Annotated in this window: 15 protein-coding genes; 6 read left to right on the top strand and 9 right to left on the bottom strand. The window is 47.4% G+C overall.

Annotation, left to right across the window (positions count from 1 at the left end; genetic code table 11):
* Positions 1-31 precede the first annotated feature (31 nt).
* Positions 32-3139, bottom strand: a complete 3108-nt coding sequence (locus KJW29_RS27045; protein ID WP_214626994.1) for an ATP-binding protein — start codon at positions 3137-3139, stop codon at positions 32-34.
* Between the two features lie 318 nt (positions 3140-3457).
* Between KJW29_RS27045 and KJW29_RS27040 the strand changes: the two genes are divergently transcribed.
* The 4 genes from KJW29_RS27040 to KJW29_RS27025 all read left to right on the top strand — a co-directional run bounded on the left by KJW29_RS27040 (position 3458) and on the right by KJW29_RS27025 (position 13443).
* On the top strand, positions 3458-8782 hold the full coding sequence (locus tag KJW29_RS27040) for a DUF4838 domain-containing protein (protein WP_214626993.1): 5325 nt from the start codon (positions 3458-3460) through the stop codon (positions 8780-8782).
* A gap of 44 nt (positions 8783-8826) precedes the next feature.
* Positions 8827-11874 (top strand): FlgD immunoglobulin-like domain containing protein, encoded by a 3048-nt coding sequence (locus KJW29_RS27035; RefSeq protein ID WP_214626991.1) that lies wholly within the window; start codon positions 8827-8829, stop codon positions 11872-11874.
* 113 nt (positions 11875-11987) lie between these two features.
* Positions 11988-12944 carry a sigma-70 family RNA polymerase sigma factor gene (locus tag KJW29_RS27030; protein WP_214626990.1) on the top strand — a complete coding sequence of 319 codons (957 nt, stop codon included), beginning with the start codon at positions 11988-11990 and terminating at the stop codon, positions 12942-12944.
* A 67-nt stretch (positions 12945-13011) separates the two neighbouring features.
* Entirely contained in the window at positions 13012-13443 is a 432-nt protein-coding gene (locus tag KJW29_RS27025) for an SRPBCC family protein (protein WP_214626989.1), read from the top strand.
* A gap of 88 nt (positions 13444-13531) precedes the next feature.
* Here KJW29_RS27025 and KJW29_RS27020 read toward each other — a convergent pair whose 3' ends face one another.
* From KJW29_RS27020 to KJW29_RS26985, 8 genes are all read right to left on the bottom strand, one after another.
* Positions 13532-14053, bottom strand: a complete 522-nt coding sequence (locus KJW29_RS27020; RefSeq protein ID WP_214626988.1) for an MgtC/SapB family protein — start codon at positions 14051-14053, stop codon at positions 13532-13534.
* 1 nt (position 14054) lies between these two features.
* Positions 14055-14849, bottom strand: coding sequence for an HAD-IIA family hydrolase (locus tag KJW29_RS27015; RefSeq protein WP_214626987.1), 795 nt, complete (start codon positions 14847-14849; stop codon positions 14055-14057).
* A 138-nt stretch (positions 14850-14987) separates the two neighbouring features.
* Positions 14988-15593 carry a glycerol-3-phosphate responsive antiterminator gene (locus tag KJW29_RS27010; RefSeq protein ID WP_214626986.1) on the bottom strand — a complete coding sequence of 202 codons (606 nt, stop codon included), beginning with the start codon at positions 15591-15593 and terminating at the stop codon, positions 14988-14990.
* Between the two features lie 42 nt (positions 15594-15635).
* Positions 15636-16367 (bottom strand): glycerophosphodiester phosphodiesterase, encoded by a 732-nt coding sequence (locus tag KJW29_RS27005; protein WP_214626985.1) that lies wholly within the window; start codon positions 16365-16367, stop codon positions 15636-15638.
* A 41-nt stretch (positions 16368-16408) separates the two neighbouring features.
* Positions 16409-17212: a carbohydrate ABC transporter permease gene (locus tag KJW29_RS27000; RefSeq protein ID WP_214626984.1), complete on the bottom strand. Its 804-nt coding sequence runs from the start codon at positions 17210-17212 to the stop codon at positions 16409-16411.
* A gap of 9 nt (positions 17213-17221) precedes the next feature.
* Complete coding sequence (locus KJW29_RS26995; RefSeq protein WP_214626983.1) at positions 17222-18115, bottom strand: carbohydrate ABC transporter permease; 894 nt, start codon at positions 18113-18115, stop codon at positions 17222-17224.
* Between the two features lie 21 nt (positions 18116-18136).
* Positions 18137-19501, bottom strand: coding sequence for an ABC transporter substrate-binding protein (locus KJW29_RS26990; RefSeq protein ID WP_214626982.1), 1365 nt, complete (start codon positions 19499-19501; stop codon positions 18137-18139).
* Positions 19502-19737: 236 nt separating this feature from the next.
* Entirely contained in the window at positions 19738-20703 is a 966-nt protein-coding gene (locus KJW29_RS26985; protein WP_425517581.1) for a helveticin J family class III bacteriocin, read from the bottom strand.
* A gap of 351 nt (positions 20704-21054) precedes the next feature.
* Here KJW29_RS26985 and KJW29_RS26980 point away from each other — a divergent pair, with 351 nt between their 5' ends.
* Both KJW29_RS26980 and KJW29_RS26975 read left to right on the top strand, forming a co-directional pair.
* Complete coding sequence (locus KJW29_RS26980; protein ID WP_214626980.1) at positions 21055-22950, top strand: patatin-like phospholipase family protein; 1896 nt, start codon at positions 21055-21057, stop codon at positions 22948-22950.
* 105 nt (positions 22951-23055) lie between these two features.
* Positions 23056-23739, top strand: coding sequence for a Crp/Fnr family transcriptional regulator (locus KJW29_RS26975; RefSeq protein ID WP_181376506.1), 684 nt, complete (start codon positions 23056-23058; stop codon positions 23737-23739).
* The last annotated feature ends 50 nt before the right edge of the window (positions 23740-23789 follow it).

The raw sequence follows: 23789 nt of genomic DNA, 5'->3' as shown, positions 1-23789 counted from the left end.
ACGCAGCCATCTGGCTGCGTTATTTTCTCTGTTACCTTGCTTCCATCATACGAATAATGATTGTCGTTCCTTTGCCCTCTTCGCTGTGCATGTCAAAGCTTGCTCCTTTAATAAGCGAAAGCTTTCGGAACGGATTCATAAAGCCGAGTCCCTCGCTTTTGCCATGCATGAGCTCCTGCTGCTTCTCGTGAGGGATACCTGCGCCGTTATCCGCAATCGTGATTTTGATCCGCTGCTGTCCGCGTTCGAATGGTTCTCGTTCGATCGCCAGACGCAGCGTTCCGCCGGCTTTATGATTGGATATGCCGTGATGGACGGCATTCTCTACCAATGGCTGGAGCGTCATCGCCGGGATGTCGATGTTAATGGTTTCGTCAATATCGTATTCGATATTCAGCCTGTCGTCGAAACGTATTTGTTCGATCGCTAAATAGGCCTCTACAAGCTCTAACTCCTCCTTTAAAGGGATGAGCGAACGCTGCTTCTGATAATCCAGCTTTGCACGGAAATAGGTAGCAAGATGATCCAATGCCAATCTTGTTTTTTCCTGATCAAAGTAGCTGAGCGAAATAATCGAATTGATCGTATTATACAAAAAATGCGGCGTAATTTGTGCGTAAAAGGAGCGAAGCTCATTCTCTACCGCTTCATGGGCTGACTTTTTCATAAGGAGCAAGGACTCGATTCGCACCTCTAGTTCAGCCAAGTTTACCGGCTTTTGCAAGTAATCATTAGCCCCCAACTGAAAGGAAACAACAAAATCAGACAATTGTCCTGCTGCTGTTAACATAATGACCGGCAGCTCTACCCAATCCTGCTTTTGCCTGATCGTTTTGCAAACCTCATACCCCGTCATCTGCGGCATCATTAAATCCAAAAGTAATAGATCTACCTTATCATTTTCAATAATGTCCAGAGCTTCCAGCCCGCTGCCTACCGCAATTACGCTATAATCCAAAGAATGAAGCCAATTGATAAGCACCTTTAGATTGGCAAGCTCATCGTCTACGACCAGTATGGTATAAGGCTTTGAGCCCTTTACTCTTGTCTGGGGGATAGGCTGCGGCTGCTGCAGGTCCTGCACGTTCAACCTCGCCGTCATCGCTTGCTCATCCCGATCGATGTCGTTATCCGAATACTCTAGCAGCTGCTCCTCGGTTGCCAGTGGAATCGTGAAGGTGAAGCATGAGCCTTGACCCAGCTCGGAAGTTGCCTCAATATGCCCTCCTGCAGCCTCTACAATCTGTTTCGTAATGCTTAAACCTAAACCAAGCCCTTCTGATTCGCGCAGCCTGGTGCTCTCTACTTGGTAGAAGGTTGTGAAAATATGCTCTAAATTCTCCTTCGCAATACCCAGCCCGGTATCCTGCACCGATATGTGCATGCGCTCTTCATTGACCCAAGCAGAAATCGTGATCGTTCCCTGCTTCGTAAATTTAATCGCATTATAGATCAGGTTGAAAAAAATCTGCTTCAGCTTTTGCTCTTCCATATAGACAAGCGGCATATCATTCGGGATTTTATTGACGATTTGTACCTGCTGAGCGGGCTGCATGACATATGCTATCTCATCAAGGACTTCCTCGACAATGCGAATCTGGATCGGTCTGGATACAATCGATACTTCTCCTTGTTTGATTCTGGATACAAATGAAAGATCCTCAACCAAACCCGCCAATCTTCTGCCAACCGAATTTATTAAAATAACGCTTTCTTGCTGCTGCTTTTTTAATGGCCCTTCCACGCCCTCCATCAGCGATCGGGACAGATTAATAATGCCGTGGAGCGGCGTTCCAAGCTCATGCGAGGTTTTGACAAGGAATTCATCCTTCATGCGGTCGAATACGAGCAACTCGCTGGATAACTCCTCAACCCGTTTAAAAGCCTGTTGGGAACGATGGCTCATTAATAGCGCCAAGCTAATGACCATAATCAGGAATAGAAGCAGAGTAGGCGTTTCGATGTCGACCTCAAACAAGAGGACGGCTACGAGCAGACAGCCGTAGGCTGCAAAGGTAAAAACGACCGTCAGCACATAATGGGACTCATCGGTTTTTTGTTTATAGGCTTTAATCAACATGATCAGGATGTATACAAAACCAATACCCGTAGTCAACGAGACAATGAATTGGATAACCGAAAAAGGAACATATTTCAGTAGAGTCGTTGCTGCAAAGAACACCGTTATGGCCAAGGCTTGAATTCCCAGCAACCAGCTTAATGCCGTCACGACTTTTTTGCTGGCAATCATATTGAAAAAATGATACACAAATTGGAGAAAAAAGAGCACGAACAGGGTAAGCGCAACAGCCTGTATGTTGATTTGAGCCAATGGACCGAGCTCGGGAAATAGTAAGTAGATCCATCGTTCATTAATTGCCGAAATATGTACAGCTTGCGCCAGACAGAACAGACTAAAAAACAGCTCATACCTGAATTTTCGTTTATGCTGCAAATACGATGTGAAATAAATAAATGCAAATAGCAAATAGCCCGCAATAAGGAAAGCTTCAATAAATTTTTCTCGGCCCTGCAACGCTAATATTTGATCGGCCAGACCGAAATCGAGCGAGCTGACGATCCCTCCAACGGCATAATCGTGATTGGCAACCTGTATAACAAGCTCCAGCTGTTTATTGCTGCTCTGCTCCAGGACGACATACTTTTTAAAGTCGAAGCGATAGTCCAAACTGCTTTTGGAAGGAACGCCTGCGGAACCAAGCTCTTCTCCGTTTATATACACCTTGTTTGCATTTCGAATCGTATTTAGCTTGACCCCGTAACGATCGTCCTCTGGAACATGGATGAGCAAACGATACGTGCCGGTACCGAAAGGCGTTGCTTTTGCTGCTATGTAACCGTCCCAGGCTCCAGGCACAGAGATAGATCGATGTATGCCCTGATACGTCCCAAACACATCCTCGCCAGGCCTGGGCACGATTAACTCATTGGGATAGAAGTCCCATTCGCCGTCAAGCGGAATAATCCGTTTATCTCGAGGATCCCACTGCTGCAAAGAAAGAACGCCATTCTCCGCTTGGTATGAACCCGTGTCGAATACGTTAAGGGAACGTAATAAAAAATACGTTGTCAGTAGAACGCCAACCATAATCAAGGTAAACAACTTTCGATTAAGCAATTACCCCAATCCTCTCCGTAAAACCGCTTGACCTCCTGTTTAGTATACTTTACTAGTCTTATCGCGTTCAATATAACAAACCGTATCGCCGCTAGGAGAAAGGGATGAACAAAGACCTAATCTATATTATATATAATATATTACATAAAATATATATTGCATCATATTTAATCTATCTGGTAGTATATAGACGAATTAATAAAAACAATGGCAAGAACAGGAGGGGTGAGTTTATATCGAGGGCGCTTTTAGAAATATGACAGCGGTTTCATTTTGAATTCAAGCTGCAATAAATCCGAAAACGAGGAGATGAACGATTTGTTGAAAAAGCCGATTTCATTGATTTGCTGTTTTATTCTCGTATTATCCCTGTGTCAAAACCTTGCTTTCGCAGCCGCCTCCGGGACTGAAAGTCCGGAATCGTCGGCGGAGCTGCCGGATTTCCTTGTAGACGTGCCTGATAGTGATTGGGTGAAGTTCGAGGAGGATGAGTTCATTCTTTATGATCCGGCGGTAAGCGTCGATGACAGCAAGGCAACAAATCAGAAGGCCGCGCAATTAGCCGGCAATAAAATAGATTGGGCGATACAGCTGCATAGAGCGAGCCTCCCTCAAGAGGGTCAGTGGAAGATTTATGCGCATGCGCGGATTGATCGTGGATCCGCAAACGCAGGAAATGCGTTTAGCTACGGTATTTATCCGCCCTATGAGAATTCGGCATCGATGAAATTTTCATCCTACGCGGATGAGGAATATCATTATGTTGAATTCCCATGGCTATACGAATATGATTCCAATTTGGCCTATCAATATTTGTATTTTTCTACGGCCAACACTTCCATTGAAAACTTGTATGTGGATCATATCATTGCAGTCAAGTATACGCCCGACGAACAGCTTCCGGACTTTTTGACCGGCGTGCCGAAAAGCGATTGGCTAAAAATAGAGGAGGATCAATTTGCTCTGGATAACCCGGCGGAAGTTGTCGCGGATCAAGGGGCCGCAAATCAAAAGTCTGCACGGCTAGCCGGCAATACCGAAGGTCCGGTCATACAGGTGCCGGGATTGGCGTTGCCTGCCGAGGGTCAGTGGAAAGTTTATGCCCATATACGGATTGAACGCGGAACGGCGCAAATGGGGGATCCGTTATTAAGCTACGGCATATCTTCGTCAAATCCACAGTCGGGACAAATCAATCTTACGGGCTCTACGGACGAGGAGTATCATTACATCCAGTTCCCCTGGTTATATGAATATGATCCCAATGAGGAGTCCCAGGCGATTTGGTTTTCTACCCAGGATGCCGCAATTGCCAACCTGTATGTGGATCGGATTATCGCTGTCAAATACGAGCCTGTCATGCCGGTAGAAAAACCGGATTTTCTGAGCGGCGTGCCCGACAGTGATTGGGTAAGCATGGAGGAGGATCAATTCCAGCTCGCCGCTCCGGCTGAAGTCGTCGGTGACGCGAAAGTATGGAATCAAAACGCGGTTAAGCTGCCCGGAAATACGAGCACCGAGGCGATCCGGTTGCCTGCACAAGCAATGCCTTCCACTGGCAAATGGAAGCTGTATGCCAATGTTCGCATGGAGACGGGGTTGGCATCGGGGACAAACGCATTCCAGGTCGGCGTCTCCTCGTCCACGCCAAACGAAACGCCGATCAGCCGAGCGCCCCTGGCAGACGGCGAATATCATTACGTCGAAGTGCCCTGGATTTACGAAGCCGATCCACAAGATGAGCTTTTTCTGTATATCCATACGGGGGACGCCCTCATCGAAAACTTGTACGTGGACCGGGTTATCGCAGTGAAATATGAAGAAAACGAAACGGAGCCCGTAACGATCGTGGATAGCGGCACGGCTCATGCCGTCATTGTTTATCCCGAACAAGCGGAGCAGCAAATCGTTAAGGCAGCGCATACCTTGCAGAACTATATCGAGCAATCGACAGGCGTCAAACTGCCCGCGATGTCCCGCGATTGGGCTTTGACAGACCCGAGTGGCGCCGCTCGCATCCATGTAGGTTACAGCATGGAGGCCCGTCATCGGGATATGCTAGACCCGATGAAGGATGATGGTTACATCATTGATGCGCAAGGCTCCTCCATTACGATTATCGGGCCTACGGAGTGGGGCACGGAGTTTGGCGTCTATCGCTTCCTGGAACAGTTTGCAGGCGCGGTTTGGCTGCTGCCGGGTCCCGATGGCGATGATGTAGTCCGGCAAAGCACGATTGACGTGCCAGCGGGACTTATGCAAGACGAGCCTGCCGTCATCGCGCGTCATTTCTTCGGCACGGACGAATCGTACGGCCTACATATTTATGCCGAATGGGCACGACGCAATGGCATGCATGACAGCTTGAGCTTTCATCATAATTTAAGCACGTTGTTCGATCCTAGCGTATTCAGCGATCATCCGGAATATTATCCGGGCGGCGTACTGCCAACGCATCCGTATGAATGGCAGCCTTGCTTCAACGATGATACTGCATCGGCAGCGGTGGGCCGCATCGTACAATACTTCGAGGCTAATCCCAAAGCGATCTCCTATTCGCTCGGGACGAACGACAGCATTCATTATTGCGAGGCAAATCCGAATCACCCCAATTATCCCAATAAGACCAACTCCATGGGCCGAGTCGATATGTCCAATATTTACTACGCCTGGGTCAACAAAGTGGCGGAAGGCGTTACGGAATACGACAATGGGAAGTTTGCGGATAAATATTTCGGGCTGCTCGCCTATTTAAACGTTATTGATCCTCCGACAGGGTTTACCCTGCACGAGAATGTCGTTCCGTATATTACGGTTGATCGCATGATATGGGGAGATGATGATGCGAAAGCGGTTGATCATGCTTTAACCGAAGCCTGGACGGCAGTCGCATCCAATATCGGATTCTATGATTATATTTATGGCTCGTTATACCATGTGCCTCGTCTCTATATGCAGACAATGGCGGAAGTCTATCAATATGCGAGTGATAACAAGGTAATCGGACACGTCGGAGAATTGTTCCCCAACTTCGGGGGAGAAGGTCCGAAACCATGGGTTATGGCTAAGCTGCAGTGGGATCCCGATCAAGACGTAGACGAGTTGATGCACGAATGGTTCGTGAGAGCCGTGGGCGAGGATGCCGCTCCTTATATGGCCGACTACTACGCCATCTGGGAAAACTTCTGGACCCATCGCATTTTCGAGACGGATTGGTATTTGAACTGGGCGAATCAGGATGTCAAAACAAACTTCCTGCCGTTTCTCGACTATCGTTATCTGGAAGACGTAACGGAGGAAGAATTGGCAACCGCGCGCGCATTGATGGAACAGGCGGTCGAGAAGGCAACGGCAGGCAAACAAAAGGTTCGGGCGGAGCTGATGATGCAATCGTTCGAATATTATGAAGCAACAGCGCTTTCCTTTCCGAGAACATCGGCTGCAGTACCGGCCGACGAAGATGAGGCCAGGCAGGATCTTGCGTTCATCAAGAACAGCTACGCGTATGCCAAAAAACGCGTGGACCTTCGCGAGTCTTTCAGAGGCGATCCCATCTTGGAAATGTCGGATTATCTGGACGCGGCGAAGTGGGATGGCATTCAATTCAAGATGATCGACGCTTTGCTGCGGTATGTAAAAAACAACCCCGAGGTTGTAGACGTAGCCGAAGAACTGCATTCCTTCCTGGAACAAATCGACCATAAGGAATACAGTGCGACGGCAGTCGAAACTTCGGCAAGCAAGCAGGATATCCTGAACTCGCTCGACTTTGCTTCCGGTCCTTGGACGGATGCCAAACCGTTCTCCGATTTCCTGGTGATGAGCCAACGTACGCCTCCTCCGGTTGACACCCGTGCGTATTTACTGTGGGACGAGGATTACCTGTATGTCGGTTACGAGAATATCGATAGCGAAATCATGACCGATAAAGCGAAGATCAGCAATGAAATTGTCAACGGCTGGTGGAAGAGCGGGGGAGACGATTCGGTCGAAACCTTTATCGCAAAAGATAATGCAAGCTCTTATTATGGCTATATGACAAATCCGCTCGCCAAAAATTTGATCTATCATTTGCAGCCGCAATCCAGTCCGGCGTTTCAATCGGAGCTGCAAATCGAGAGCAATGCCGCCATTCATCAAAACGGCTGGAACGTGGTGCAAGCCATCCCATTCGACATGATCGGTGTCGATCCCAATGAAACCGAAAGCCTGCTCGGTCATTTCTTCCGGAATTATCACGGTCATTCGGTGTTTATCGGTTGGGCGGGAAGCCAGCCGTGGCGCAGCGATCAGTTCCATCCGATTTACTTACAGCCGCAAGGCGGATCGCCTAACGAACCCGGCTCCGGAGATCCGACAACGACAGGGCCGTGGAAACCGGAAACGTCTATCGACAATGCAGAGATCATCATCAACGGCAAACCGGAAAAATTGGGAACGGTAACGACCTCAAACCGGAATGGTCAGGCCGTCGTCACTATCGTTGTCGATCGGGACAAGCTGGAAAGCAACCTTGCTTTGCAAGATCAACCGGTCAAAGTGACGATTTCGGTTCAAGCCGATGCCGACGCGGTGATCGCCGTACTCAATGGTCAATCGATTAAGCATCTGGAGAACAAACAAGCGGTTATAGAAATTCAAACCGGAAGTGGAACGTATACGTTGCCTGCGCAACAAATCGATATTGATGCGATAGCAGCCAAGCTAGGCAAATCGGTTTCACTAAACGATATCCGGATTCAGATCGAAATCGCTTCTTCAACAGCCGATATGACCCGACTGGTCGAAAGCACAGCGAGCCGGGGCATGTTCGAAATCGTCGTGCCGCCGATCGATTTCACCGTCAAATATAGCTATGGGGATACGACGTATGATGTTGCGAACTTCGAAACATATGTGGAACGTAGGATTACCATCCCGGAACAGGTCGACCCCGACGATGTCACGACGGCTGTCGTCGTCGATTTAGACGGAAAAGTGCGTCATGTGCCGACCGCAATCGTGCGGATTGACGGCAAGTACTATGCAAAAGTAAGCAGTTTGACCAACAGCACATACGCACTAATCAAATATCCGATCCAATTCCGCGATACGCAGAGTCATTGGGCGAAAGCGGCGATTCAAGACATCGGCTCGCGCATGATTATTAACGGAGTCGGCAAACAGCTGTTCAATCCCGATCGGGCTATTACGCGCGCCGAGTTTGTCGCCATCATGGTTCGCGGTCTGGGAATCAAGCCGGTTGACGGGGCATTGACATTCTCCGATGTCAAATCGACGGATTGGTATGCAAGCGACGTTCGTGCGGCTGTCTCTTACGGCTTGATCAATGGACTCGAAGACGGAACTTTCCGGCCGAATGACAGCATCACTCGCGAACAAGCCATGACGGTCATCGCCAGAGCGATGTCGATCACCAACTTGAGGGCAAAGCTCCGGTCCGAGACTCCGGAGGAGAAGCTCAAGCCTTATCAAGATGCTGCCACCGTCGCCCAATGGGCGAGAATCAGCATCGCCGAATGTATCGAAGCAGGTATCGTATCCGGCAGAATCAGCCACTCCCTCGCCCCTAAAGCAGCAATGACAAGGGCGGAGGTTGCCACGATCATTCAAAAGCTGCTGCAAAAATCGGAACTGATCTAAATGGGGAAATCAGAAATCAAATAGTGATGAAGGAGTTGTTGAATATGAACCGGATAAAGAAATCAACTCTATTCCTAACGTTTTTTTTGGCTGTCTCTCTATTGTGGAGTTTCGAAAAAACCACGGCATCCGGCGCGGATTTTGTAATAGATGAAAATCAATTTACTTATTACAATGATGGTTTAACCGTGACGGACACAACCGCGCGAAATGGTTTTGCGGGTAAAATGATAAACACAAGCAATAATTGGAATATCTCGCATAATCGCATGGATTTTAGTGGATTGGAGCCCGGGAAATCCTACGATGTCTTTTTTCGGGTCAAAGTGAATCATGTGTCGGCAAATCCCGCGGGGGATGCATTTTCGTTCGGAGTCTGGGATAACACTTACGGCGATTTTATCATTCCGCAAAAGTCCGTGCCTTTAAGCCAAACGCAAGACATGGTATGGAAAGAATATCGTGCGGGGACATTCGTGCCGAATTTAAGCGTAAATCAACTTGTTTTTTTTGTGGCAGGAACCAATAACGCCAGTCAGGCATCGGAAATCTATGTCGATGAGATCATCCTGAGGCCGCACGATTCCATTGTGATTCAGGACAGCAGCTTTATTCTCCATAACACATCGGTGTTGACTTCGAGCGCGCTTGCATCCGATAATAGCGCGGCTGTTCTATACAATGGAGCCGGGGGCAACTGGAACATTCAAGCGCCGATTGATGGCTCTAAGCTTCGGAATGATGAAACCTATGATATTACTGCAATTGTACAGATCGATCGAACGGACTGGCATTCTTCGACAGGCGATATTTTTGGCGTTGTTTTGTATGACTCGACGACGGCTACCTATCTTGTGCCGCCAAAGGTGTACAGTACGGCTAGCTTGGAAACGCAAGATAAGTTTAAATTTTATTACGGAATCAAAATTAACGCAGCGCCATTAGCTCTTGATCCCACCCATATTTACCATGTCAGCTTCTATCAAGTAAACAACGCTTCCCAGTTTCCTTCCATTAAGGTAGATCTGATTTCGATAAACGAATCGCAAATCAATGATAATCCCAACCAGCTCATAAAAGCGAAGCCGTATAAGATCTCTCCGGGAAACCAGGACGATCTTAACGATTCCACGGGAATAACGTATACGCTTTCTACACCTCAAAACATAAGCGCAAAGATCGTCGATAGCAGCGGCAGTCTGGTTAAAACATTGGTCAGCGGCGCTAACCAGAGCGGTACGGTAAAACTTTCGTGGAACGGCAGAAATAACGCAAATGCGATCGTGCCCAATGGGATGTATACAGTCGTTGTCAGCAATGCCGGCGGGGATTTGTATAAGAAAAATATTCAGGTCATTACCGGATTATCCTTAAATGCTCCTAATGCGCCAGAGCCTTTTGTAGCTCGGGGAACATGGTTTGAGGGAGGGGAAATTCCATATCCATCTTCCGCCAGAATCTCCTATTTAAACAACAGCTTTCAGGATCTGAAGGATGCCAATATGAATGTTGTCAGTATCGCCAACTGGAATGGACCAACTGCACTATATACTGATACTTTAGATCGGGCAGCCGCTTATGATATCAAGGTAATGGCTTTTCCAATGGCATACAGCACGTTTGCCAATCCGACGCTGGCGAATGATGAAATCGCGTTGTATAACGAGATAAACAACAGGATTTCCCCCATTAAAAATCACTCTGCATTATACGCGTACGTACTGAAAGACGAGCCGATGGATCTGGATATGGATCATGCGAATGTATTGAAAAACGCCAAAAGAATAACGGAATCGATTGACCCCAACCATCAAGCCTTAATAGACTATGTGGCTCCGGAGTATACGGAATTCCATTACGGAGTCCAACAAACGCAGACGTTATTAACCGATCCATACGGGGCGGCTTTGGGGTACCCGGTCGGGGATTTCACCCATTACATGAACCACCCCTATTATTCGAACATTGATTATAAACCCTATCTGGACTTTCTTCACATGCTGACCAAAAAAGATATTCAAAACCGTGCTCCATGGTGGACGGTCATACAGAATTTCGGGCATGAGCCGACGGGTTTGCGAGACCCCATTGCGGCCGAAACAAGGGCGATGACCTATCTCAACATTGGACATGGGTCCAAGGGATTTCTTTACTTTATTTATCAAACGGAAAGCTTGTGGGAAGGGATGGTCGACGAGCATTATAACAGGGGGCCGAAGTTCACTACCGTTCAAACTTTATTTGATGAAATAAAAACGCTGGAGCCTACTATCTTATCCATGACCAAAATTGCGAATGTCGCCACAACGATCGGAGGCGGCAATACCACCAGTTCGGCTCATCCCCATGCTGATGTAACCACTCACGAAAATCTTGCTACGGGAGATAAGTACTTGGTCGTTGTCAATCATGATTGTTTAAACATGGCTAATGTCACGATCAAGATCGATCGGGCAAAGCTTGGCATGAATATTACTGAAATAAGAGATTCGCTCACCAACGCCGTCATCCCTTTTACGACCTATCCGGACCGTTATGAAATAAGCAGTCTGCCTTTTGCGGCCGGGGACGGAAAGATACTCAAATTGAAGAAAGATACAACCCAAACGGTTTACGTTGGGCAAGACATCGATTTGAGCATGTTCGGAGGGGCTGCTAAAAATAATGTTGACGTATCGGCATCGGATGGAAAAACAGCCGTTAAGGTAGTCGGAGCTGCGAACGGATGGGATATGCAATGGTTTTGGAATAAAAACCAGCTTGTTCCGGGTGCAACATACGACCTCTATGCGGTAGTAAAGATCAAATATGCCGACGACTTGAGCTACGACGCAAACGGAAAACCCCAATTTGTAACTCCGTCAGGAAACGCGTTCTCCTACGGAGTATATGATGGAACAACAACGTCGTATCCATTTGGAACACAGACAATGCCGGCTGCCGCAATGGAAAATATGTTATGGCATACGATCAAGATCGGATCGTTTGTTCCTTCTCAAACCAACAATCAATACGCTTATATCTGGCCGGCGGATAATTCCTCAAACGTGTATGCGGTATATGTAGACAAACTCTATTTTGTGAAACAGTAGGCGAGCATTGGTTGCGGCGTCAATCGAAATTGCGATATTGGATTGAGGCGGCCGGGCGATTCGAATATGATGAAAGGAGAACGTTTTAGGGTTATCGCCCCAAGGAGGCCAAGATGAACGAAGCAGCTTTTGATATGAAGTTATTTGAGAGCTTTAAGCCGGGGTTAACATCGTTCTGTTACCGAATGTTGGGATCCATGGATGATGCGGACGATGCCGTTCAGGAAACCAGCATTCGGGCATGGCAAAGCTGGAGCACGTTCAGGCAGGATTCCTCCATTAAAACATGGATCTACCGCATAGCGTCGAACTTATGCCTGGACAAGCTGAGGCAAGCCAAACGCCGATCTCTTTCCGTTGACCGATCCGGCCCGGCGGTTGCCATTGTCGAACCTGTCGAAATGCTGCCAGACTCGTCCTGGATTTGGCCTTCGGCCGATTTTGGAGGGAATCCGGAGGATATTCTCGTTCGCAGGGATACCCTCCAGCTCTGCTTTATTGCACTCTTGCAATCCTTGCCGCCTCGGCAACGTGCGGTTCTTATTCTGAAGGATGTATTCGAATGGTCGTCCAAACAAATCGCGGAAACGTTGGGAATGTCGCCGGCAGCGGTCAACAGCGCCTTGCAACGAGCCAGAGAGACGATGGACCGAACGCAGCTTCGTTCCGAAGAATACAGCAAGATGGATGCCCATCCCGACCCTGATCTCCTCTCCAGGTATGTGGAGGCCTTCGAACAATTCGATATCCCTGCGCTAGTGTCGTTGTTTCATGAGGAAGGTTGCATGTCCATGCCGCCTTTCGCCATGTGGATAAGCGGTCAGGACGATTTGTCCAAGTTTTTTGCCCTTACGCGCTGGCATTGCGTGGGATCCAAATTTTTGCGGACCACCGTCAATGGCGGCTATCCCGCTTTGGCGCAGTACGTACCGAGCAAGGAGGCATCCGTGCTGGTTCCTTGGGGCATCCATGTGATTGAAATGAAAGATCATCGAATCCTCCATGTTCAAAATTTCATTAATGCAAAATTATTTTCCCGATTAGGGCTTCCGGAACAAATAGACCGATGAATATAGCGATCGGCATTCGTCTATATAAGGGAGAAGCAAAAATTCCCGTAAAGAGGTGTCCTTTTCAATGGAAACAAGCAATCAGACGAAAGTAACCGTAGAGACCGTCGTTCAAGCCCCTTTGGCAAAAGTATGGAGTTATTGGACCGAGCCGGATCACATCACGAAGTGGAATCAACCTTCAGAGGATTGGCATGCGCCAAGAGCGGAAAATGATTTGCGAGTCGGCGGCACGTTCATAACACGGATGGAAGCGCGAGACGGCAGCATGGGCTTTGATTTCGGCGGAACTTATGACGAAGTGAAGCTGCATGAGGCGATTTCCTACACGATGGGAGACGGGCGGAAGGTGGATATTACGTTCGTTGATCAAGGCGAGACGACGAAGGTCGTTGAAATCTTCGACCCTGAGAGCACTCACCCCGTTGAATTCCAGCAGGCGGGCTGGCAAGCGATTATGGACAGTTTCAAGCGATATACCGAAGCATCCAAAGCATAAGTCGAGGCGCCCTGGCGGGCGCCTCTTTTCACCAGTTGTAAACAGGAGGATATGCCTGGAATAGGTAAATGCCGGCGATGGACAGGGCTTATCCGGGGAACGTCAAGTCTCCTGTCGGTTCATCTTGGGCAATCGACTGTGATTTGTCATGCTCCCGCTTTTCGATCCAGCCACCTATGCGTACAAAGATAAAAACGGTAGCGATGGCGAACAGCACGAACCCATAAAAGCCGGCTCCGATGCCGATGCCAACTCCTCCCGCGAACAAAATCATCGCCGCGGATGTCAGTCCCTTTACCTCGAAGCCGGACTTCATAATTAATCCGGCTCCAAGAAACCCTAAACCGGTCACAATTTGGGCTGCGAGACGCATCGGATCCATCATCGTTCGATCATGCAAATGGCCGAACACGTCAACGCTCTCGATTGATACGATGGTGATAAGCGCGCATGCGACCGTCACAAACGTAAAGGTTTTGACACCGGCCGGTTTGTTTTTATGAGTTCGATCGAATCCGATCAATAACCCGAGAACAGCGCTGATCAAGATACGAAAATAAAATTCGTAGTCCTTAAAAAACACGGAGATGAACTCGATCACGTTTGACATGTTAAACCCCTGTCCTTTTTGCATGAAACATAAGATCAGATACGGAGCTTAGTATATAATCAGGTTTCACAATAGAAGTTGGGACATCTTCTGCCGAGGTCACACCTGTAAGTACAAGTGCTGTATGCATGCCCGCTCGGCGCCCCATTAAAATATCGGTCTCCAGTCGATCCCCGGTCATCAAACATTCGGAAGCTTGAACCTGCAAAATATCCAAAGCCGTTAACGCCATCAGGTGCGAAGGTTTACCCATAATTACATCAATCTTTTTGTAGGTAACCGCTTCTATGGCGCCGATCATTCCCCCGCAATCGGGCACCTCTCCATCTGCAACAGGACAAGTTCGATCCGGGTGCGTAGCAATAATCGGAGCTCCCCTGCGAACGGATTGATAAGCAAAGTTCAGATGCCTGTAGTGGAAATCCCTATCCCACGAGACGACGACAATATCGGTTTCCTCGGGGGACTGCGCAAACTGGATACCTCCCTGCTGTAATTCTTCTTTTAGCGCGGTTTCGCCAATCAGGTATACGAGCGCCTTATGATAATTTTTTTGCAAATAATGCAAGGTGACAACGGAAGGGCTCAACAGGTTTTCCAAGCCGATATTTACTCCGAAACCGTTTAGTTTTTCTACATATCTTTCACGGGATTCAATGGTCTTGTTGGTGAGAAATAACATCTTTTTATTTTGCGATTGCAAATATCTGATTGTTTCTAAAGCTCCCTCGATCACTTGGTCCCCAATATAAATCGTTCCGTCCAGATCGAAGATGTAGCCAGCAAATTGATCCATGATGAATTCCTTTCCATTCAAGTTGCCGAGTTTACAAAAAAAAGAGAAGCCCTTTGCAATCCGTATCGCTTCCGTCACCGAAAGCCTGGATCAATGCAAAGGGCTTCTCTATGTCTCTGCCCATTGAATTTTCAATTATTATTGGTTGTGATCTTGCCAACGCCAGAGCTCCTTGCTGGAGGTCGAGATTCCAATGGCTCCGCTTTTGATAGCGTTTTGTAAATCGTCCATATCGAGCATTAATCCCCCGGCGATGACTGGGATGTCCGTTTCTTTGCGGATGCGGTCCATAATTTTGGAGCATACCATGCCAGGGAGCACTTCAATCGCATCCGGTTTAGAGGCTTTTGCCAATTTAATTCCGTTATCAAGCGATACGGAATCGAATATAAATAGACGTTGTACTGTAATAAGTCCCAGCTTATGGGCTTCCGTAATAATGGAACTTTTGGTGGTAATAATGCCGTCTGCACCAATGGTTTTTGCCAGATAAGCGACTCCGACTTTATCTTTTCCAAGACCCTCTACAAGATCGAAGTGAATAAATGAAAGTTTACCCGCCTCTTTAATTTGGTTCACGTATTCGCTTAATATAAAGACATCCGATTTCAGCACACAAACGATATTTGACGTCGTTTGCAAAATCTCGCTCAAATCATTTTCCTGTACCAGCGACGTGATCACGGGTTTTCGCTTCAGACAATAAGTGATTCTATCGATCCCAGAAGTATTTGTCTTGGACATTTTTTCTCCTCCAGAGGTTTAATCGGAAAGTTGTTTGGGCGCTTATGAGTCCAGTAATGCTTTGAGTTTACCGGGACAATCCGTCAATATTCCGGTCAATCCGTAATCCAATACTTTTTTCATATCGCCCTCGGTGTTGACGGTATAAGCAAAAACCTTTAACCCGCGACTTAATGCTTCCTCTACATCGGCTTTGTTGATGTGTATAAAGTTGGGGTGAAGGGAATAAACCGGTATATCCACTAATTCGGTTAAACGATGGTGATCGACAAAGTTATTGGAGTACGTAAGGCCAATAGGAATATCGGACGCGATTCGTTTGACGAGACTTAGGCTTTTAAAATCAAAGGATACGACAATGATATTGGACATCCGATCTTTCCGTTTCAACAAATCGACGAGCCGGGGCTCGATTTCCCCGCCGCATGAATCTTTAATTTCGATATTTAAGGTAATCGAAGGCGGAACCAGGTCAAGCACTTCTTCGAGCAGGGGGATTCTTTCTCCGGCATATTGCTCGTGGAACCATCGTCCGGCATCCGCCTGTTTTAATTCAGCCGCTGTCAGCTGACGGATGGCGCCTTTGCGGTCCGTGGTTCGGTCAATCGTGCGGTCATGACAAACGACGATTTCATTATCGGCAGAAAGCTGAACATCCAGTTCAATCGCGTCACACTTCTGTTGCAACGCAAGCGAAAATGAAGCCAGAGTATTTTCTGGCGCTTCTGCCGCACAACCTCGATGGCCGATTACGATTACTTTCGATTTCGACATTCTGTCACCTCATATGACGTATTCTTGACTCATTTCCGGCGTCACTTGACACCAACATGCATAAAGCTGTTAATAAATTTCCGCTGAAAAATTAAAAAACCTGCAATTAGGGGAAGCACGATAATAAGGGTCGCCGCCGAAACGGCGGACCACTGGGCACCTGTTTCGGATGAGCCGGCATAGATGGCCAAACCAACCGTAAGCGGACGATTCTCCGGCGAACTGGTCACGATCAGCGGCCACAAGAAGCTGTTCCAATGCGCGCTGATGGACACGATGCTAAATGCAATCAAGGTTGGGACGGACAATGGAACATAAATCTTCCAAATCATCTGAAGCAGATTACAGCCTTCGAGCCTGGCCGCCTCGTCCATTTCGACCGGTACGGCTTTAAACGTCTGACGAAGCAAAAATATTCCGAAGGCGGATGCAAAGGCAGGCAGCATGATTGCAAGTTTCGTGTCGTATAGATTCATGTCGCTGATCGTTAAATAATTGGGTGCAATAAGCGATTCCGGCGGAATCATAATCTGAATCATAACGATGATCAACATCGCGTTGCTGCCCCAGAAAGCGAGCCTGGCAAACGCGTATGCAGCGAGAGTTACGGAAAATAATTGAAAGGCGAGTATGCCCAATACAATAATAATGGTATTGATATAATACTGATTAAAAGCCGCCCCTTGCCAGGCATCTACAAAATTGGACAAGGTAAACTTTAATGTTGTAAAATCCGCTTGCATAGCCAGCTCGCTTGGGCGAATGGAGGTCCATATGATCCATGCAAATGGTATGAACCATAGAATACCCATAGTAAACATGGAAAGTTGTATTATTTTTCGCATCTGCACACCCTAGTTATAATGAATTTTTTTATCCAAGCCGAAAAATTGGAAGCTTGCAAATAATAGAAGGATGACGGCCAGGATCAAAGTCAGTGCAGCGGCTAACCCGGTGTTCCATGAAGAGAAGGCGGTTTCGTAAATATAGTAAAGCAGCAGGTTGCTGGCATTGTTGGGTCCGCCTCCCGTCATAATTGGCAAGTGATCCACCATCCTGAAGCCGTGCGTGGTGGAGATAATGAGAATAAACAGCGTGCTTGGCATCAATAAAGGAAATGTGATTTTAAAAAATACGTAAGAAGGTTTGCCGCCATCCACTTCCGCAGCCTCATACATATCTTTCGGAATATTTTGCAGCCCGGCGAGATAAAAAACCATTAGATAGCCGGCCTCTTTCCATATCATCATGATCATGGTTGACAGTAATGCCGTACTTGGGTCGCCCAACCAGTTAAATGATGACAAACCGATTTTCTCCAGAACCATATTCAGTAATCCATAATTGGGCGTGTAAATAAACAACCATATATTAGCGGCCGCTATAGTCGGCAAAACGGTCGGATAAAAAAAGAGGGTACGAAGAATTCCGCTGCCTCTAAACGCTTTATTGACGAACAACGCCATCATCAGAGCGATGGCAATACTAATCGGTACTGTGCCTGCGACGAATATAAACGTATTTCTCATGACCTTCCAAAAAACTTCATTATCCCATAAGCTCCGAAAGTTGCCTAACCCCGCAAATTCGGGGTTAGGCAGGCTTATTTTGTTGTAGAACAAACTGTTATACATCGTTCTCGCGAGCGGATAGAATGTAAACAGAACGAGAAAAATGAGAGAAGGCAGGAGCAGGAGATAACCGTAGATATTCGTTTGGGTCTGTCTGGATCGCAATAAGTCTCTCATCGGTATACCGTCTCCTGATTTTTATTTATGATATTGCTTCAAGGCTTCGTCCGCTGCCTTTTGTATTTTCTTTAATGATTCGGCCGGGTCGGCGTTGCTTACAATGGCTGCCTGCAATTCCGCCATAAATACCTTCGCGATTTCCCCCTGGTTATGAACAGAAAAGGAAGATGAAGCGTATTCAAGCTGATCGCGCGCCGTCAGAAATTGGGGGAATTCGGCTGTGAATTTCTTCATGACATCTGTCTCATACGATGATTTCGTTGCCGCAACATAACCGGTTTCGATGCTGAATTGCGCCATTCGTTCCGGTTCGGTCAACCAGCGAATAAACTTCCAGGCCGCATCCTGCCGTTCTTGCGACAAACCTTTAATAATATAAAGATTGGCTCCTCCTACAGGCGTACCATATTGCTTTCCAGCGGGCAGGAATGCTGTGCCAAAATCAAACGTCGCACCCTTTTGGACTGTGCCCAGATTACCCGTCGTGTGGTACATCATCGCAGTCTTCTGACTGATGAAGTCAGTGGGAATCGTTCCCCAGGCTGTAGCGCCCGTCGGCATGATTTTATGTTTAAAGACAAGGTCCTTCCAGAATTGCAGAACTTCAATATTCTCCGGCGTATCGAGATAAACTTCCGTTCCGTCTTGATTCATAATGTTTTTGCCGTTTTGCAATGCGAAGGCTTGAAACATCCATTGTATAAAATCGGTTGCCGTGATTTCTAATCCCCAGGTTTCTTTATTGGTTAAAGCTTTTCCGTATTCCACGAGCTCAGCATAAGTGGTCGGCGGTTTCTCCGGGTCAAGTCCTGCTTTCCTAAAGAGATCCTTATTGTAATAGAGGATGATCGTACTCCTTTGGAAAGGAATGCTGTATAGTTGTCCATTGGTTCGACCATTGGCCAGAAAGGCTTCGTAGAAGTCGTTAATGTAGTCATCGCCGCCATCCTTGGCAATCAAATCGTCAATGGGCATGATGGCATCCATATCCAACAGCTCGAACAACGCTGTCGAGGAGAGCAGGGTCAGATCCGGCGAGTCCTTGCCCATTACGCCGGTCTTTACTTTAACAAGCGTATCTTGGTAGCTTCCCGAGTATACATTTTTTACTGTGATGTCGGGACCGTGTTCTTCGTTAAATTGTGTTGCCAGATTATCAAATACCTCCCGCATGGAACCCCCGACAGCGACAGGATAGAAGAAAACTAGTTCGATCGGATCCTTTTTGGTAGCTGAAGGGTTGTCGGTCGTTGTTGCTGTTCCGGTTGCGCTGGCCGACGGAGATTTATTTGGTCCGTTATTTGTGGAGGAACATGCGCCAAGGGCAATCATACTCACGATAAGCATGATGGATAGACATGTTTTCGCTATTTTAACTCTCATACCTTCATCCCTCTTTTTTGGGTATATTCTAAAAACGCAAAAAAACGATGAGAAACTTAGCTAAACCTCCTTCCAAAATGGAGTGGCAGTTTTAGACTAAGGGTTTCTCATCGTCTCTACCCGTCCGTCCTAAGCGCTCCACGAAATATAGCGCTTACAAAGTATGAAGTTTTGAACAAACCCAATGCTAGCATAACATTCTAAAACTGTCAAGGTTTGTGGTCGTTTCGCTTCTTTTAATTAAAAACGGTGTCGGGAACGTAATAGACTTTTTGTGTATTTTGTTTATTTACCGGATCCGGCACTATTGTAAAATAAACATTTCCGTATTTGGGTTGCACTCCCTCTATCTCGAGCGCGCCCAGATTCGTTATATTTACGAGAGTTTTGTAGGTGCCGTTGTTGGACATCAAGGCAATTTGCGGAGTATCTCCCGTCACGCCGCCTGATGTGTAAATCTTTGTATGACTGTAAATATCGACGCCCTGGAAAGATTCGTTCGGCCTGACGATCGCGCTTCCCGACTGCGTAAAGCTCGTAACGATCGCATTTCTTGCTGCCACGCTGTCCATTCGTACTTGCTGGTTATTGTCCAGCAACTGGTTTAATTTATCCGTGTCGTAGATGGACCATGTAACCGTTTTTTGTTTGGTTTGTATGCGAAAGATTGTATAACTGCCGTTTCCTCCGCCATCAACCCGATAGGTATCCCCCAATTTCGTACCGGCAGCGTTGGCATAATTCATGTAGGTAAATCGATGAAGATCGGTGTAGTTGTAGGTTTGACCGGGAGAGTACTGCAGTCTTGAGACCTGGAGCGACCAGTAACGCTCGGTGGAGGGATCCGCCTTTGAACTGAAGTAGAAATAATTTTCGCCATTGTATTCGTACATATCAAGCGTCTGGCAATGCCCCGCATTGGTAACGGCCATTTCGTCCATATACGTGGCGTTATTGCCGCTGATTGACAATCGTGAGAGATAACAGTTTCCCTCATCCCGTTGGGTTACATAAAGATAGGTTGAACCGATATAAGCCTTTTGAACAACTTTATTGTGATTAAGGCCGAGAATATTGTAAGCAAGGGTTGCCGAAGCATTAACCGTTTTCTGGGGAGTTGCCGCAAATGCGGACATAACCGACGTACCCCATAACATAATGGAAAAAATAACCAACCCAATCCGTTTTACTTGTTTCTTCATAAACGTCGACGTTTGAACTTGAAGCATACAAAAAACCTCCTCTTATTTGGCGAGATTATTATTGCTTTTAATCCAGTCGAGCCGGTCTCAGCTGCCAATAACGCCTCCTTCCCCGAATGAGTCCGATTAATAAACCGCATGTTGACAAAAAATCATAAAAAAACCCCAACAATAAGATAGGCTCGCGGGCGAGCGGATCAAATTGTTCGGGTTATCTCATAGACTCAAACCGTCAACATAATAGTCATAATAGCAAACTTTTTCCAGACAATCAAGTGACATAAGTCTAATTAACGAATCATTAGGGCGCCTTTTTCTTTAACGTTGTAAAGCCGGGAGGGATGCCATAAAATGAAAGGAGCGAAGGCTACGCTGACTCAGGGGGAGGTGTATCCGTTGAAGTTCGACGAAATACGGGATTACCCGTTATTGATAGAATTAGAGCAAGGAGATTTGCAATCGATCTACCCCTATTTAACGAAACATTCGTTTACTGACGGCATGATTATTCTGAAGCAGGGGCAATCGAGCGAAGTCTTCCATATCGTGTTGTCCGGCAAATTGGATGTGTACCTGGAGAATGAAAAAAAGATTCTCGTGGCGAATTTGGAGCGAGGACATTTCGTTGGGGAAATGTCCTGTCTGACGGGGAAAACGGTAAGTGCTACCGTAAAGGCTGTCGGCACGGTAGAGACGGTAGCAATGCCTCGGCAAGGGTTGCTGTTATTGATGGATCGGAGCACTACGTTCCGGCAGCATATGACCGAAGCGATGATCAAGCGCATTCAGGAGTCCAACGACCGGGTGGCAGAGGAATATACGAGAAGCCTTGCCGTTATGCGGGAGCTGGAGCTGGAGCGGCAGGCGCAATATGGACCGTTGGTTGGCAGCAGCAAATTTATGCATGGGCTCCGCAGAGACATGACAGAATGCGCTCAGCGGGAAGACCCGGTATGTATCGTGGGCGAGAAAGGCGTCGGCAAGTCGCATGTCGCATACGAAATTCATCGATTGTCCCGGCGCGCCGAATATCCGATCGTAAGCTTGGACGGGGCAAACTTCCTTCAAGAGGATTGGGATATGAAAGTGCGGGCGGCAAGAGAAGGAACCATTGTACTGGAAAATGTGGATTCAATGCCGATGGAATTGGTAAGTCGATTGCTCCAATCTTCAGAGAATACGCGTATCCTCATGACAGCCTGCGACAAACCGGATACCCATGCACTAGAGGTAAAGATGATTCCGCTCAGGGAGCGGAAGGAGGACATCCCCGAGCTCGTCCATACGTTCCTATCGGCCGCGGGTTCGGATGATCCGCAGGAATTGATCTCCCATGACGCGATGAATATGATGACGGTCTATCCGTATCTTGACGGCAATGTCCAGGAACTGAAAACGGTCGTGCAGGAAGCGCATGTTGTCAGCGGTAATCGAATGATCCTTAAGCGTCATCTGCGATTCGGAAGGAACCGCGAGCCGGGAACAAGGCCGAGGATCGGGCTTGCGCTGGGCAGCGGCGCCGCGCGGGGGGCCGCGCATGTTGGCGTTATTAAGCTGTTGGAGCAAGAAGGCATCCCCATCGACATCATTGCAGGGACAAGCGTAGGGGCATTTATTGGGGCGTTATACGCCGGGGGGCAGCCTGTTTCCGCTTTCGAGAAGGTGCTGCCAACCGTTCGTTGGGGGCAGCTTGTTAACTTTGTGATGCCTCCGAAGGCGTTAGTAAGCAATCATCCAATGGCGCGTTTTGTCGAAAAATATATCGGTCCTGTCAACTTTGAGGACTTGCCGATTCCGTTTGCCGCCGTAGCTGCGGATGCGGTGAGCGGCGAAGCGCACATTTTCAATAAAGGAAGAGTTTCCCATGCGATTTGCGCTTCGACGGCGATCCCCGGTTTCATCAAGCCGGTTCAGTATCAGCAACGCTACCTGGTGGATGGCGCGGTGGTTCATCCTGTTCCTGTTGCGCTAACCAAAAGCATGGGGGCCGACGTGGTGATCGCCGTTGATTTGAGTACGCCGGTGTTAGGAGAACCAAAAAGCTTTGTAGTGGCGATCCTCAACACGATTGAAATTATGAGCCGAAAAATTATTTCGGAAGAAGCGCAAATCGCGGATGTCGTGCTTAGGCCCGAAATAACGACAAATCAGGTATCGTTTAAATTGTCTAACCATAACATGGCCATGGGCGAAAAGGCAGCGCGGGAAGCGTTAACCTTAATACGGAGCAAGCTGGTTGAAAGGTGAAAAGCGATTTAAAACACGTATAAGAAAGGGTCATATCTGGCGTGGCTGAACAGGCTGCCGGAGGATGGCCCTTTCCAATTATGGCTCGTACAGGAGGCTTTGAAGATGAATCTGCAGCTATTACGAAATTTCCCGCTCTTCGAGCAACTTGATGATGAATATCTAACTGAAATTTCCAAGTTATGCAGCAAGCGCGTATATACAAAAGGCGAGTCTATTTTTTTAGAAGGCGATGAAGGAGATGAGCTTTATCTGGTTATATCCGGAGTGATTCAAATTTATCAAGATAATCACTCCAGGGATGTGGTTCTTTCTATTTTTAGAGAAGGGGATTTTTTTGGAGAGATGGCTTTGCTGCAGAATGAAAGAGTACGCTCTGCTTCGGCGAGGACAATCGAGAAGTCTACTTTATGCATTTTGAAAAAACGCCATTTCATTCCTTTAGTCAATAGCAAGCCCGAGATCCTGATCGGTATATTGGGAACGGCTTTGGATCGTCTGCGCGATGCCAATAAATTAATCATGGACCTGACCATTCACGACGTGCGCACGCGCATTGCTCGCATGTTGCTGCGACTAACCGAACAACATGGCGTACCCTCTGCGGATGGTATATTAATTGATTTGAAGCTAACGCATCAGCAATTGGCGGATATGACAGGAACGGCACGCGAAACCGTGACGAAATTATTGCTGGAATTACAAAACGAGCAATTGATACGCAATGATCAGAGAAAAATAATTGTGTGCAACCTGGATGGACTGAGAAATATACTCGACGTAAATTGAGTTGAATTGGGAATCAGGATGGTAACGGTTAGGCTATTACGATTGGAGGG

Origin of the sequence: Paenibacillus agaridevorans (assembly GCF_018604145.1) — a bacterium.
GTDB classification, from domain to species: domain Bacteria; phylum Bacillota; class Bacilli; order Paenibacillales; family Paenibacillaceae; genus Pristimantibacillus; species Pristimantibacillus agaridevorans.
Note: the sequence above shows the minus strand (reverse complement) of the source record. Positions and strands in the feature narration are given on the sequence as shown.